Source organism: Salmonella sp. 741265073_HBA (genome assembly GCF_046569105.1).
GTDB lineage: Bacteria > Pseudomonadota > Gammaproteobacteria > Enterobacterales > Enterobacteriaceae > Salmonella > Salmonella enterica.
Genome location: NZ_JBKFRY010000016.1, coordinates 1 through 14,677, shown reverse-complemented (window position 1 = coordinate 14,677; position 14,677 = coordinate 1). Strand labels below are relative to the sequence as shown.

The 14,677-nt window shown below is 50.7% G+C and carries 12 protein-coding genes and 1 pseudogene; 3 read left to right on the top strand and 10 right to left on the bottom strand.

Going from position 1 to position 14,677, the window contains the following annotated elements; genetic code table 11:
- The first annotated feature begins 26 nt into the window (after nt 1–26).
- Entirely contained in the window at nt 27–1,136 is a 1,110-nt protein-coding gene (locus ACLD3P_RS18685) for a YcbX family protein (RefSeq protein ID WP_000224063.1), read from the top strand.
- On the opposite strand, the gene zapC is transcribed toward ACLD3P_RS18685, so the two are convergent.
- The 3 genes from zapC to pepN form a co-directional block, all read right to left on the bottom strand.
- Nucleotides 1,133–1,675: a cell division protein ZapC gene (gene zapC, locus ACLD3P_RS18680; RefSeq protein ID WP_001220671.1), complete on the bottom strand. Its 543-nt coding sequence runs from the start codon at nt 1,673–1,675 to the stop codon at nt 1,133–1,135. The genes ACLD3P_RS18685 and zapC overlap by 4 nt on opposite strands.
- A gap of 165 nt (nt 1,676–1,840) precedes the next feature.
- Nucleotides 1,841–2,851, bottom strand: a complete 1,011-nt coding sequence (gene pyrD, locus ACLD3P_RS18675; protein WP_000291723.1) for a quinone-dependent dihydroorotate dehydrogenase — start codon at nt 2,849–2,851, stop codon at nt 1,841–1,843.
- Nucleotides 2,852–3,058: 207 nt separating this feature from the next.
- A complete protein-coding gene (gene pepN / locus ACLD3P_RS18670; RefSeq protein ID WP_000193775.1) occupies nt 3,059–5,671 on the bottom strand; it encodes an aminopeptidase N in 2,613 nt (870 codons plus the stop codon).
- A 504-nt stretch (nt 5,672–6,175) separates the two neighbouring features.
- Here pepN and ACLD3P_RS18665 point away from each other — a divergent pair.
- Complete coding sequence (locus tag ACLD3P_RS18665; protein WP_024143826.1) at nt 6,176–6,601, top strand: hypothetical protein; 426 nt, start codon at nt 6,176–6,178, stop codon at nt 6,599–6,601.
- On the opposite strand, the gene ACLD3P_RS18660 is transcribed toward ACLD3P_RS18665, so the two are convergent.
- Nucleotides 6,598–7,818 carry an ISL3 family transposase gene (locus tag ACLD3P_RS18660; protein WP_000343758.1) on the bottom strand — a complete coding sequence of 407 codons (1,221 nt, stop codon included), beginning with the start codon at nt 7,816–7,818 and terminating at the stop codon, nt 6,598–6,600. The genes ACLD3P_RS18665 and ACLD3P_RS18660 overlap by 4 nt on opposite strands.
- 219 nt (nt 7,819–8,037) lie before the next feature.
- Nucleotides 8,038–8,259 (bottom strand): annotated as a pseudogene (locus ACLD3P_RS18655) (helix-turn-helix domain-containing protein); the annotation flags it as partial.
- A 208-nt stretch (nt 8,260–8,467) separates the two neighbouring features.
- Between ACLD3P_RS18655 and sopE the strand changes: the two are divergent.
- Nucleotides 8,468–9,190, top strand: coding sequence for an SPI-1 type III secretion system guanine nucleotide exchange factor SopE (gene sopE, locus ACLD3P_RS18650; protein WP_000161705.1), 723 nt, complete (start codon nt 8,468–8,470; stop codon nt 9,188–9,190).
- Nucleotides 9,191–9,386: 196 nt separating this feature from the next.
- Here sopE and ACLD3P_RS18645 read toward each other — a convergent pair whose 3' ends face one another.
- The 5 genes from ACLD3P_RS18645 to ACLD3P_RS18625 form a co-directional block, all read right to left on the bottom strand.
- Nucleotides 9,387–9,968: a tail fiber assembly protein gene (locus ACLD3P_RS18645; RefSeq protein WP_000143158.1), complete on the bottom strand. Its 582-nt coding sequence runs from the start codon at nt 9,966–9,968 to the stop codon at nt 9,387–9,389.
- Entirely contained in the window at nt 9,958–10,782 is an 825-nt protein-coding gene (locus ACLD3P_RS18640; RefSeq protein WP_000593434.1) for a macro domain-containing protein, read from the bottom strand. Before ACLD3P_RS18640 ends, ACLD3P_RS18645 begins: the two co-directional genes overlap by 11 nt.
- Nucleotides 10,779–13,217, bottom strand: a complete 2,439-nt coding sequence (locus ACLD3P_RS18635; RefSeq protein WP_023251962.1) for a phage tail protein — start codon at nt 13,215–13,217, stop codon at nt 10,779–10,781. Before ACLD3P_RS18635 ends, ACLD3P_RS18640 begins: the two co-directional genes overlap by 4 nt.
- Nucleotides 13,218–13,270: 53 nt before the next feature.
- Complete coding sequence (locus ACLD3P_RS18630) at nt 13,271–13,513, bottom strand: hypothetical protein (RefSeq protein ID WP_000178826.1); 243 nt, start codon at nt 13,511–13,513, stop codon at nt 13,271–13,273.
- Between the two features lie 38 nt (nt 13,514–13,551).
- Nucleotides 13,552–14,677 (bottom strand): phage tail tip protein (locus ACLD3P_RS18625; protein WP_411006721.1); only part of this gene is annotated, 1,126 nt, incomplete at its 5' end.

The window sequence follows — 14,677 nt, the reverse complement described above, 5'->3', positions numbered from 1 at the left end:
CTTATTTTCATTTGAGGGACTGTACGGTGGCGACGTTATCACGGCTCTTTATTCATCCGGTCAAATCCATGCGCGGCATTGGTCTGACTCATGCGCTGGCAGATATCAGCGGCCTGGCTTTTGATCGCATCTTCATGATAACCGAGCCTGACGGCACATTTATCACCGCCCGCCAGTTTCCACAAATGGTACGTTTTACCCCCTCCCCCTTACACGACGGCCTTCATTTGACCGCGCCAGACGGCAGTAGCGCGCTGGTTCGCTTTACGGATTTCACCCCGCAAGATGCGCCGACCGAGGTCTGGGGAAACCATTTTACCGCTCGCGTCGCCCCGACGGCGATTAATCAATGGTTGAGCGGCTTTTTCTCCCGCGATGTCCAGTTGCGCTGGGTTGGGCCGCAGTTGACGCGCCGGGTTAAACGGCATAACGCGGTGCCGCTGGGATTTGCCGATGGCTACCCGTATTTATTGACCAACGAAGCCTCGCTGCGCGATCTGCAACAGCGTTGTCCGGCAGGCGTACAAATGGAGCAATTCCGCCCAAACTTAGTGGTTTCCGGCGTAGCGGCCTGGGAGGAAGATAGCTGGAAAGTGCTTCGCATTGGCGATGTGATTTTTGACGTCGTGAAACCCTGTAGCCGCTGTATTTTTACGACCGTCAGCCCTGAAAAGGGGCAAAAACATCCTTCCGGAGAACCGCTGGCGACACTGCAAGCTTTTCGTACCGCCCAGGACAATGGCGATGTGGATTTCGGTCAGAATCTGATTGCCCGCAATAGCGGCGTCATTCGCGTCGGCGATGAAGTGGAGATTCTGGCGACAGCCCCGGCAAAAGCTTATGGCGCCACAACGGTCGACGACAGCGTTACGCCAGAGAAACACCCGGACGCGAGTGTAACCATCGACTGGCAGGGGCAAACCTTCTGCGGGAATAATCAACAGGTACTACTGGAACAGTTGGAGAATCAGGGAATTCGTATTCCGTATTCTTGCCGGGCTGGTATCTGTGGTTGCTGCCGGATACGTTTGCTGGAAGGCGAAGTAAGTCCGCTGAAAAAATCGGCTATGGGTGACGATGGTACGATTCTGAGCTGTAGCTGCGTGCCTAAGACCGCGTTACGACTGGAAAATTAAACCGCTTGTTCAAGGCTGAAACTGTGACAGTGAACCTGCGGTTTCAGCCTGTCGTTCATAATTTTAATCGCATCGCCAAGCTGCATGGTTCGGCCTGCTATCACCACGCCCGGCTGGGCCAGCAGACACAACGCGGCATTTTCTCCCGGCTCAACGACCAGCAAATTAACCTGTTCCGCCGTATCGCTTAACCAGACGCTTGCGGCATCGCCCGTTCCCGGGGTCCACATTTCGCCATGCGCCACAAAATGCCAGCTTTTTGGCATCTGCGGTTTGAGATAGCGAATCGCCACCAGCGCATTCAACACCAACTCCGCGCGTTGCTCTTTGGTTAATTCGAAATCCCGGCATTTTTCTTCAAAGGAAAAATAGAGCGCGGCATCATCCACACAAAAACCGGTCGGGCAAAACGCGTCCGGCGTAAGCATTTTACGAGAGAAGCGCGAGCGAAAAAGCATACCATTGGCGAGATCGAGCATCATACGATCGTGCTCTTCATCATAATACCAGCGCCAGTTATCGTCAGGTTTAATTCGCATTACCTCTCTCCCGCTTTTAAGCAACTCGTAACAGCATTGTCCTTTCGCCGCTTCGTTTATTACCCCAATAATAAAAGCCTAAAATGTCTAAATAAGCAACAGTGGAGAAATATAAAACAACCAGCGCCGGAAATAAAGCCCTGGTTGTCTGATAAAGGGTAAAGTTTAGATATGCGTTACGATTTCTTTAATCAATGGCGGGCCTTTAAAAATAAAGCCGGAATAAATTTGTACCAGCGTAGCTCCTGCCGCTATCTTCTCGCGCGCGGCGATAACTGAGTCAATGCCGCCGACGCCGATAATAGGCAATTGTCCTTTTAACTCCTGGGATAAACGGCGAATAATTTCTGTGCTTTTTAATTGTAATGGCCGGCCACTTAATCCCCCCGTTTGCTGGCAATTTTTCATTCCTTGTACCAGCGAACGATCGAGGGTGGTATTTGTCGCAATCACCCCATCAATATTATGACGAAGCAGGCTATCGGCAACCTGGATCAATTCCTCTTCACAAAGATCCGGCGCGATCTTTACTGCTACCGGCACATATTTATGATGGATCGCCTGAAGATCGTTTTGCTTATTTTTAATGGCAGTTAACAGATCGTCCAGCGCATCGCCATACTGGAGCGTACGTAGCCCTGGCGTATTCGGCGAAGAAATATTAATGGCGATATAACCCGCATAAGCATAGACTTTTTCCATACAAATCAGGTAGTCATCTTTGCCATTTTCGACAGGCGTATCTTTATTTTTACCGATGTTAATTCCCAGAATACCATCAAAATGGGCTTTTTTAACATTCTCGACCAGGTTATCGACGCCCAGATTATTAAAGCCCATCCGATTGATCAGACCTTCAGCATCCACCAGACGAAAAAGACGCGGCTTATCGTTACCCGGCTGTGGGCGCGGCGTCACGGTGCCGATTTCCAGGGAGCCAAACCCCATCGCGCCTAACGCGTCGATGCACTCCCCGTCTTTATCCAGACCGGCAGCCAGCCCCAGTGGATTTTTAAAGGTAAGTCCCATGCAGGTAACCGGCTTTGTCGGTACTTTCTGGCGCACCAGCGCTTCCAGCGGCGTACCTGTAATGCGGCGTAATTGTTGAAATGTAAATTCATGAGCGCGCTCTGGATCGAGCTGGAAAAGGGCTTTACGAACGAAGGGATAGTACATGAACTCTCCTGGATTCCCGGTGTGCAAACCGGGGGCGTATTATGGGCGATAACAAAGCAAAAGGGAATTGACCTACGGCAATAAATAGCAATCGTTTTCCTTCATTCTCACTTCACGTTTCGCCAGCGAGCGTCATCGTCCGGCAAAAAAATACCCGGCAGCGCTAACGCTTACCGGGCATGTCTTACCTCTTTATAACGGATACTGTCAGGCTAACGCTTTAGTTATCTTCTCGTACAGATCGCCGGAAAGATTCTCCAGTCCTTTTAACTGCTCCAGCGCCGCGCGCATTTTCTCCTGACGCTTATCATCATAACGTTTCAGACGAATCAGCGGTTCAATGAGGCGAGATGCTACCTGCGGGTTACGGCTATTCAGATCGGTCAGCATTTCGACCAGGAACTGGTATCCGCTACCGTCTTGCGCATGGAACGCCGCCGGGTTGCTGCCAGCAAACGCGCCAATTAATGAACGGATGCGGTTCGGGTTGCTCATACTAAAAGAACGGTGTTTGAGCAGGCCGCGTACGGTTTCCAGTACATTTTCCGCCGGGCTTGTGGATTGCAGGATAAACCATTTATCCATCACCAGGCCGTCCTGATGCCACTTATCGTCATACTCCTGCATCAGCGTATCGCGGCACGGCAACTGCGCCGCCACCGCAGCAGACAGGGCCGCCAGCGCATCGGTCATATTATTGGCGTCGCGATACTGTTTGCTGACCAGCGTATTAGCCAGCTCCGTCTCGCCAAACGCCAGGAAGCGCAGGCAAGCATTGCGCAGCGTGCGCTTACCGATATCGCCGTGATCAACACGATACTCATCCAGATGATTGGCGTTATAGATAGCCAGGAACTCATCCGCCAGTTCTGCCGCCAGCGTACGCGTTAGCGCTTCACGAACTTGCGCAATGGCGATCGGGTCGATGACCTCAAACAGCTCTGCAATTTCATTGGCCGAAGGCAGCGTTAAAATTTCTGCGGCCAACGCCGGATCGATTTTCTCATCCAACAGTACTGCACGGAACGCATCAGCGACATGCACCGGAAGCGATAGCGGTTGCCCCTGCTGATGACGCGCCACATTCAGTTTAATGTATGTGGCCAGCAGGCTTTGCGCCGCATCCCAACGGGAGAAATCATTGCGCGCATGGCGCATCAGGAACGTCAACTGCTGATCGCTCCATTTATATTCCAGTTTCACCGGCGCGGAAAACTCGCACAGCAAGGCCGGAACAGGCTGGAAGTAAACATTATCGAAGGTAAATGTCTGCTCCGCCTGCGTGACGTTCAGCACGGCGTTGACCGGGTGACCGCCTTTTTGCAACGGAATGACGTTGCCTTCGTTATCGTACAGTTCGATGGCGAATGGAATATGCAGCGGCTGCTTCTCCGCCTGATCCGCCGTCGCCGGAGTGCGCTGGCTGATGGTCAACGTGTACTGCTCGGTTTCCGGATTATAATCATCTTTTACCGTTACAATCGGCGTGCCGGACTGACTGTACCAGCGGCGGAAATGGGACAAATCGACATTAGAAGCATCTTCCATCGCCTGTACGAAGTCATCACACGTCGCGGCGCTGCCGTCATGGCGCTCAAAATAAAGCTGCATCCCCTTCTGGAAATTTTCCTCACCCAGCAACGTGTGGATCATGCGAATGACTTCCGCACCCTTTTCATAAACGGTGAGGGTGTAGAAGTTATTCATTTCGATTACTTTATCCGGGCGGATAGGATGCGCCATCGGGCTGGCGTCTTCCGCGAATTGTAAACCGCGCATGGTACGCACGTTACTGATGCGGTTCACCGCGCGTGACCCCAAATCAGAGCTAAACTCCTGATCGCGGAACACGGTTAGCCCCTCTTTCAGGCTCAACTGGAACCAGTCGCGGCAGGTGACGCGGTTGCCGGTCCAGTTGTGGAAATACTCATGACCTATCACGCGCTCAATATCGAGATAATCTTTATCCGTCGCGGTATCGGTTCGCGCCAGCACGTATTTGGAGTTAAAGATATTAAGACCTTTATTCTCCATCGCGCCCATATTAAAGAAATCCACCGCGACAATCATATAGATGTCGAGGTCATATTCGAGCCCAAAACGCGTTTCATCCCATTTCATGGAATTTTTCAGCGAGGTCATTGCCCACGGCGCGCGATCCAGATTGCCACGGTCAACGTACAGTTCTAATGCGACTTCACGCCCGGAGCGGGTGGTAAAGGTATCGCGCAGCACGTCAAAATCACCGGCCACCAGCGCAAACAGATAACACGGTTTCGGGAACGGATCTTGCCACTGAACCCAGTGACGGCCATTCTCCAGTTCACCCTGCGCAACACGGTTGCCATTGGAAAGCAGGAACGGATATTTGCTTTTATCGGCAATAATTTTGGTGGTAAATCGCGCCAGTACGTCCGGGCGGTCAAGATACCAGGTAATATGGCGGAAGCCCTCCGCTTCACACTGGGTACAGAGCGCATCGCCGGACTGGTACAATCCTTCCAGCGCCGTATTCGCCGCCGGACTTATCTCGTTGACAATGCGTAACGTAAAACGCTCTGGCAGGTCGCTGATGATAAGCGCGCCCTCTTCTTCCTTATATGCTGTCCACGGCGCATCGTTGACGTGGATAGATACCAGCGTTAAATCTTCCCCATCAAGGCGAAGAGGCGCATCAGGCGCGCCATGACGAACAGCCTGGCTTATTGCGGTGACCACGGTTTTTTCGGCATCGAGGTCAAAGGTCAAGTCAATATCAGTAATCTGGTAATCCGGCGCGCGATAGTCATGGCGGTATTTGGCTTGTGGCTGTTGTGTCATAAAAAACCTTTCGCATCTTTGTGTAGAGTGTCGACTCCAGTCTATTCCTGTTGCGCAAATCGCGCTACGCAGAATGTTCATCTTTTCAGGCACAAACGGCCTATTTGCTACATTTTTATAATATGTACTCATAGTTTTTAAAATCGATAAAGATCGTCCAGGAGCGCTTTAAACAAGGGATGAGCGAGATCGAGATGAAGCTTGATTAACGAACTTTAACGAACTTCACAGACCACTTTTGCCCCATCCATGCCCCACACATAATTTTAGTCAACGCCAGACCCCATCAGCCCTGCAGGGAAAATCGATAACAAACACGCCCGCAGTATGTTCCCCAAAATTTAAAAACAAGTGGTTCATGCCTTGACAGACAAAACCGCCAAAGCAAAAATACTGTACAAGGGTCTTCCCCTGTTGTGGTGAAGTTCGTGTATAATTGAGATTTTAGGGATTATAAGTATCCCTTGCCAAAGGCGTACCTTTAGTTCTGTCTGGGAGGACAACATGTTTACAATTCATAACAACCCTAACCGGACGACGGCAGCATCTGATACACATGTAAACCATGCTAATTTAGAGGATAAGTCTACTGTCGTTACCTCGTTAACTTCAGTTAAAAACATCCCGGCAAACATGTTGAAATCAAAAAATTCTTCGCAATGCGTTATTTTAAATAACCTTCATGTTCCACAGGATGCATTAGCTACTGATATTGCTAGTTACAACAGAGGATTACAGGACCGTATTAACCTTGAGTACAGGCCCCAGGAAAATACAGTGTTTTTACTCGGTACACCTGAAGTCTTAGATACTAACGAGTCACTATCGTTACCAGTTTCTCCACATATTCTAACTCAAAAACTTTTGAGCATTAGCAACAATAAAAACCACGAATTTTCAGTAAAATCAAACGGATATGTTTGCCTTTAAAAGGCCATGTTTAATCTACCGTAATGAAACATGACAGCTACTTTGAAGCGTTCCCTGTTCCGGTATCCCCGAGCCTTTATCCTCAGTAGCATTATTTTACTGTTAAGCGCTTCGGCATTACCGTTAGATACGCAGTGCCGCATTGCGTTAAGTATTCCGTACAGCCTTTTCATGATGGTTCCTGCCATGTTTCTCATTACCGGCACATCACAGCTTCTCGCAAGCGCTATCCATTGCTGCCAGTCTGCACGGCGTTTGTCACTCCATGGGCGATTCCAGATATCTTTCGCCAGCTCTTTCAGTACCCAGCATTGACTGGTCAGCTGCATCTGCTCTCTCAGCCATGCCAGTTTTTCCTGTCGGGATTCTGTCATCCATTTTTCACTGTATTGCCACAGGAAGCGGGTTCCTTTTGCCTGGCGGCGGCTGTCCAACGGAAGCCGGGGATGCTCGTTCTGCCGCGTCTTATCAACGATTTCACCCAGTTGTTTTGCCACATGGAAGCGGTCAAAGGCTATTTTCTCTACAGCGCGCGGAAGATGGATGCGTGCCGCTCTGATATATCCGGCATTCATATCCATTGAGAACGTTTTGATTGCCTCCAGCTGACCGTCGGTGAGAGTGCGAAGATAGCTGGCAAGACTTTCTGTTCCCCGATCATCCGTTAATGCCAGCGCTCTGCCCTCACGATCTGATATCACAGTGATATACTGGTGCCCCTTTTTGAATGCAACTTCGTCCACATTCATATGCCGGGCTGATAGCGGCTTTTTTATTCGCCCAAGACCACGTTTGACTGCCCGGGTCATAATGCCGTCAACGGCATTCCAGCTAAGCTTAAGTTGCTTTCTTACCGCATCAACCGTGCTAATTTTCAGCCAGGTAAGGACGAATGATTCGAACAATAACGTATACCGGCTACCAGCTCCGGCCCATGGAACAGGTAACGTCTGGCATCCATGGTCTGGACACATGACCCGGGGGACACTCGCCTCAACGACAGTCATGAACTGGCAGGTATCGAGATGACGCCATTTGCGGTGTCGGTGATCGTGAACAGGGCATTGCTGCCCGCATGTCGGGCAGATTAGCAGTGTATTTTTGGCGATCCCGACAACAACGGTGACATAGCCAGCGTTTTCATCAAGGGAAAGAGATTCAACCTGCCACGGGGCGGACAGGTTGAGAATGTGGGCATAGAGGGATTTCTCATCCATGATGGTTGCCTCTGGTGATGAAAATTATTGCATTATCATGCACTCAACCACCACAACAGGGGAAGACCCTTTTATATACAGTTGTTTAATTTGAACATGCGCGCAAGATACAGGAGTCGCTACGGCTGTTTAATTATTCATCTCTTCGTTTGTAAGTTTCTCTCTTAATTCAAATTATGGTTTTGTAAATTTTCTGGTGGTATTGCCATATGCGCATATCTAAGCCAGTTTAGAGGCCGGGAACTTTCTGTACAGCGTCGACAGCACCACATCATAAATAATCGCTACCTGCTGCCGCGGTACTCCTGCCCTAATCAGGAGCCCAGCCTGCGCCCATTGTCCCGTTGTTAGTTTCGGTCGTCGGTCACCAATTTGCCCCTGCTCCCTTGCCGCTGCCAGCCCGGCGCTGGTACGCTCAACGATCAGCTCACGCTCCATTTCAATGCCAGAACAGCAAGGCTCCTCCTGAGCGAAAGGACATTTTTTGAAAGTTTCTGGAAAATAAAAATAGTACTATTTGAGCATTAATCTAATCAGCCGATTTTTTCTAATTCATCAATCAGATGGACATAGCATTTGCTATAAAAAATAAAAGTATTCCTGCTATCTATATATAAATGAGTTATGTACATATAAAAGGAGCATTACCGTGACAAAAATAACTTTATTTCCCCAGGATTTTAGAATCCAAAAACAGGAAACCACACTACTAAAAGAAAAATCAACCGAGAAAAATTCTTTAGCAAAAAGTATTCTCGCAGTAAAAAATCACTTCATTGAATTAAGGTCAAAATTATCTGAACGTTTTATTTCGCATAAGAACACTGAGTCTTCTGCAACACACTTTCACCGAGGAAGCGCATCTGAGGGCCGGGCAGTGTTGACAAATAAAGTCGTTAAAGATTTTATGCTTCAAACGCTCAATGATATAGATATTAGAGGTAGTGCGAGTAAAGACCCCGCATACGCCAGCCAGACCCGTGAAGCTATACTATCGGCAGTTTACAGCAAGAATAAAGATCAGTGTTGTAATTTGCTCATCAGCAAAGGGATCAACATAGCGCCTTTTCTTCAGGAAATTGGCGAAGCAGCGGAAAATGCAGGTCTGCCCGGAACAACCAAAAATGACGTTTTTACGCCAAGCGGCGCAGGGGCCAATCCTTTTATAACTCCGTTGATTTCATCAGCAAACAGTAAGTATCCACGTATGTTTATCAATCAACATCAGCAGGCATCCTTTAAAATCTATGCGGAGAAGATCATTATGACAGAAGTTGCACCACTGTTTAATGAGTGTGCTATGCCGACTCCACAGCAATTCCAACTGATACTAGAAAACATTGCTAATAAATATATACAATACACTCCCTGAACACAGAAAAACCAAAAAATATGCGGAGCCTCTTCCTGATTAATATGAACCAATAGTATCCATAATTTTCCCCAGGAACTAACTCCGGAGCTAAACCGTCATTTACCAGTGCTAAAATTATACACTCAACCATCAAAATAATAGCCATTGCTGCTATATAACATATAGCAGCAATCTCTACTACATAGCTATATTTTTATAACTGAGATGGTTTCTCCGGCCAGTCAGGATTTAAGGTATCCACCCGGTTTACCAGCACCCTGTATTTTTTCCATTCGTCGAGCTGCGCTTTCTCATCATCTGTTGCGATATCAAGATCAACAGCATCCTGTAACGGCGTGATTTTTTCAGATGCTATTTGCAGGAGCCTGTTTTTGGTTTCTTCAGCTTCACGAAGTCTGGCTGCGGCCTCCGCAGCTTCATCATTCACCCAGACCTTAGCCTTACCATCCCATTTCTGGTATTCACCAACTGGTGAAACTGATGTGACATTTTCGGGCAACGGACCAGGCTCGGAGATATAAACCTGATTGCCGGTTGTTGTGTCGTAAACCGTCTCGCCGCGGTGATCCTCCTGCAGACTCCACGTTTGGGTTTCAGCGTCAAAAACAGCTATATGACTGGAGGGAATATCAGGAGGGGCGAGATCAGTACAGTTTGCCGGTAATCCCGTGTGCGGCGGGATATATGCATCACCTGCGCCAATAAATTCGTTTGTATCTGAACGAAGATTAAAAATTTTAATTGTCTGCGGGGTATCGCTCATTTTAAACGTCATTTTTTACTCCGGATAAATATTCTGGATTCAGGTGATTGTCATGATAATCGAGGCCGAGAAAAACATGATGCCTATGAGCACCAATATAAATATCATCAACCTGATGACGGGGACTGATGCAGGTGTTACCTGATTTTTTGCAATACGTTCTGTAATCACCAAAACCGATATATTCCGTTCTGGCGTTCGGACAAAGCGTCTCTGACGGACAGTATGCCGTTGTGCTGAATACAGCATTCTGGCGGGCGCTGGCGTATTGCCAGTTGATTGCTTTGGGTGGATTACTGAAACTTTCCCACGCCAGCTTCATTTGCCGGGCGACGCTGTCCGGGGGGACCTGACCACATCCGGCCCCCATTGCAGGTAATGCAACAGATGTAATTTTCCGGTCTTCTCCGGCGCTTTTATTGTGCTGAAAAATTGCCAGTAACGCAGCCCGTGTTGCATTATAAACCGCGTCGGTGCCGTCAATAATCAGCGGAACGCGCATCATCGGGGCGTGAACCAGCCACGGATGTTTACTGTTACCCGTTTCAATAACAAAGGCGGTGCCGACGGGCTGTTCCCCCAGATATTCACGGATGATATTTTGCTGTACACGTTCCTGTAACTGCGGCCCAAAATATGCTGTTATCGCAGCATCCACGCCGCCATCCATCAAACCGAAAGAGTTCGCCGCACTGACCATGCAGTCAAATTCCGGTATGGTTTCAAACGGTCCTGGGATAATTTCCACATTTTCGGTATTCTGAAAAGAATGTTCAAAAGCCACGGCCATTGCCGGCACGGGTGCTGAAAGAATTAATTTAATCACGCCAGCCTCACAATATAGTTAAATGCAATGTTTTTAACCGTGGTTTCTGCATTACCGTCTGCGTCCACAATAACGACGTGTCCGTGTGGACCGATATACATGGTGTGCTCGTGTCCTCCGATATAAACTGTATGCGCATGGTCGCCAGCGGCCTGTGTCCATGCACCACCTCCAGGCTGAAATGAGGTGTGATTGGAATCTCCCCAGTATGAATTGATATAACCGCCGAACTGGTGAGTATGGTTGCCCGTGGTATTGGTCGATTTCGTGCCGTAATCAAAGGATGAGGTAGATTTTGTCCCTAAATCAGTATCCTGCGCCCGCGCGGTGTGTCCGTGCGCCTTGTTGCCGTCCATTTCCTGTGAGAGCACGGCTCGACCGCTGGCGGGCTTGCCTTTGATTGTCCAGCCGCGCATGTCAGGGATAATGCCGGACGGATACGCTATAGCCAGTAACGGGTAAGCAGATTTATCGAAGGACTGCCCCTGCATCAGAGCGTAACCTGCCGGAGTAGCATCAGACGGCCATGCAATCGCCGCCCCTACTGGATGCGAATCCGGAGGTGGGTTTAGTGTGGTGTAGAACATCGCCCATTCTGACCACTCAGCGTCGGCGGTATCTCGATGGCTGCGAATATATGCGGGCGCAGGAGCACCATTAACCCCACTCCATCCGATTAATATCTCTCCATCACCGGTTCCGGTCAGACGCAAAATATTCCCGTATTGCGTTGGATAACCGTTATTGTAAACCTCGCCCATTATCAGGCCGCTATCGCTGCCCCTTGTCGTACCAGTCAGTGCCGGAAGCGCGCCGCGTGATGCCAGTCTGTTCGCTGCAACAGCCGTACCGTTGGCAGGAAGCGCTCCGATATTTTGTACAAACAGCGGCTTTTCCGGAATATCGCCACCGTTCTGGTCTTTTTGCATGGCGCCGGCTGCGCGATTTATGGTTTCCCGTAAACCAACGTATTCGATAAGACCGTCAACGCTTTTTCCTGACAACGCCGTCAGGGTTTCGTCCAGCGGCTGCTTGCCCGCAATCATGTTAGTGATAGTGGTAGCAAAATTAGGATCGTTACCCAGCGCGTCAGCCAGTTCTTTCAGCGTGTCCAGCGCTTCCGGCGCAGAACCAACCAACTGTGCCACTTTCGCAGCCACAAACGCTGCCGTGGCAATTTCAATACCTGCAGCTGTGGTTTCCGGCGTTGGTGCTGTTGGCGTACCAGTCAGTGCCGGACTGTCCAGCGGGGCTTTAGCCTGCACCTCACCCATAACGGTTTTTACCGCCTTTGGCGTGGCTGCCAGCGCTTCGCTGTCACTGTCCGTGGCGCTGCTTAACTTAACGATACCTTTTTTCGTCAGGCTGGCATCTTCCAGGGAAATCACGTCCGCGATATCTTCTGCCCGTTTTGCGGCATCTTCTGCTCTGGTGGCTGCTGCTCCGGCAGCAGTACTGCTTTGCGCCGCCAGTGATGCGCTGGTATCAGATGCGGCGGCGTGAGTGGATGCCTCCGATGCTGATGACGAGGCGGCTGTTGCGCTGGCCGCTGATGTACTTGCTGACGTTGCTGCGTTTGTCTCAGATGTTTTTGCTTCGGCTGCCGATGCGGCTGCCGCCTTTTCCGACGCTGCCGCCGCAGTGGCTGACGCACCTGCATCACCAGCACTGGAAGCCGTCTGCGTTTCTGACGTCTTCGCGGCGGTTTCGGATGCTCCGGCGCGCGCTGCTGATGTCTGCGCCGCCGTCGCGCTGGCGGCTGCGGCAGCAGCTGAATCTCCGGCGGCAATACGGGAGGCATCTGCATTCGCTTCAGATGTTTTCGATGCGGCTGCCGATGCGGCTGCCGCCGTTCTGGCTGTGTCAGCCGACGCCGCGCTGGCTGATGCCTCCCCGGCTTTTGTGGTCGCCGTACCTGCGCTGCTCTCCGCAGATGCTGCGGATGAGGCTGCCTGTATGGCTGATACTTCTGCCGCTCCGGCTGCATTCACTGCTGCCGTGGCGCTTTCCGATGCCTGACCTGCTGATGTCTGCGCCTGTTCAGATGCCTGCCCTGCGGCGGTGGCATTCCGCGATGCCTCCGATGCCTGGCGGGCAACTTCTTCCACCATCGCCTCAAAACGCCGCAGCGCCTCCGGGCGGACGTCGTCTTCCGTCATGGCCCCCAGAAAATCATTCAGGGTGCCCGGCTTTGAATCATCGTAAACCGTAATAACTCCGGCATGTGACGGGGGATACCCTTCCACCAGGAGCGTGACAGTGTACTGCCCCTGCTCCACATCCATGCTGTAGCGCCCGGCGTCATCCGGATTTTCCGATGCCACCGTATTCACGACCACCGTCGTACTGGTCCGGCAGGCCTTCAGCTGAATGGTGCAGTTCTGTACCGGCGTTCCCGTAGCATCTTTCAGTACGCCGGAAATAAGTACTGGCATATTACCTCCATAAAAAAGCCCGCCCGCAGGCAGGCTTCAGATTCATTCACATCTCAGCACTGATTATCCGGGTCACGTAAATATGCCGGCAGAGAACACTGGACGCTCCGCGTGATTGTTTTTCCCTTTGCCTCGCGGTGCTGTTTCTGCCCACGGTCGGTGCCGGTATAAATCCGGGTCTGGTTTTCAATATTGCTGTTGCCGCTTCCTCTTCCGTTATCGGCAACGGCAGCAGTGGAGAATAAAACGGACAGGGAAACCCCTGCCGCCAGCGAAATTAAGCGCGACATAGTCATATCTGTTCCTTGTTAAACGAAAGGGACCGGAAATCCGGTCAGTTTGTGAAGTTGTTCCCCGACCGGGAAACCATCACCAGCGGCCAGACGGAAGCAGACGTGGTGTACTGCCCACGAACCCTCAGAGAGACGCTGATATCCACGACAGGTGAAGTGGTGTAGACCGAAAAGACGACGGTCTGATACATGGCCGGAATACCTGCGGTATACGGCATAACCTCCGCCGTTTTCACCTGGCCGTTAATATTTATCGTGACGGTGATGGCACCGGAGCCACCATTACGCTCACAGTTAGCCATCACCGTGATGGTTTTCCCAATCTGATAGGTGGCGCTGTCGGTATACCGTGTTGAGGTGCTGCGTTCGTCGTTCGTCGCCCTGATGCTCACGCCCTGCATGACTTTTGAGCCGCAGATATCACCGACAAACTCTCTTGCTTCTATCACGCCAGAAAACTTACCGGAGGTGGCATTGATTTCTCCCGTAAACGAGCCAGATACAGCGTTGATATGGCCGCTGATATCCGCATTTTTCGCAGTCAGCTTTCCATCCGGCGTCAGGGAAAATGCCGGAGGATTCCCGCCACTGGTAATGGTCGGCGCGCTCAGGTATTTCAGGAACGCCTCATTCATGATTATCTGGTCGCCCTGCATGACGAATCCGGGCGTCTCGTTTCCGTTTGCCGGGTTAATATAAGCAATGCGATCCGCCGCCACCAGGAACTGGCTTATCTTCCCGTCAGGCGTGTCTTCCATGCTCAGTCCAAGTCCGGCCACATAATATTTGCCGTCTTTGGTCTGCTCTATTTTGACGCCCCACATGGCGTTCCATTTATCGTTAGCGTCCTTCCACTCCTTCGAAAACTGCTGCAGTTTGCTGGCGTTATCCTCCGTCAGATCTACTTTTTCCAGCAGCTCCTTACCCAGGTGACTTTCAGTTATCTGCCCTTTGAAAAAATCCAGATAGCCTGCAGCATCGTTGCTGGCCTGCCCGGTCGCCTCCACGAATGCGGATTTACCGACCTGATTTACCGCCCGGATATAAAAATAGTAATCCCTGCCGGGCCTGATATTCACGCTGGCCGCTATCCAGTACAGCGCCGTTCCCAGATATCGTGCGGCGTTTTCCACCTGATGGATATCCGTAATCTGCGCGTCTGAAAAC

Coding starts and splice junctions, on each gene's coding strand:
- ACLD3P_RS18630 (WP_000178826.1), bottom strand. CDS start 13,513: ATGACTATGTCGCGCTTAATTTCGCTGGCGGCAGGGGTTTCCCTGTCC.
- ACLD3P_RS18660 (WP_000343758.1), bottom strand. CDS start 7,818: ATGGATGAGAAATCCCTCTATGCCCACATTCTCAACCTGTCCGCCCCG.
- pepN (WP_000193775.1), bottom strand. CDS start 5,671: ATGACACAACAGCCACAAGCCAAATACCGCCATGACTATCGCGCGCCG.
- zapC (WP_001220671.1), bottom strand. CDS start 1,675: ATGCGAATTAAACCTGACGATAACTGGCGCTGGTATTATGATGAAGAG.
- ACLD3P_RS18635 (WP_023251962.1), bottom strand. CDS start 13,217: ATGCCAGTACTTATTTCCGGCGTACTGAAAGATGCTACGGGAACGCCG.
- pyrD (WP_000291723.1), bottom strand. CDS start 2,851: ATGTACTATCCCTTCGTTCGTAAAGCCCTTTTCCAGCTCGATCCAGAG.
- ACLD3P_RS18665 (WP_024143826.1), top strand. CDS start 6,176: ATGTTTACAATTCATAACAACCCTAACCGGACGACGGCAGCATCTGAT.
- ACLD3P_RS18645 (WP_000143158.1), bottom strand. CDS start 9,968: ATGACGTTTAAAATGAGCGATACCCCGCAGACAATTAAAATTTTTAAT.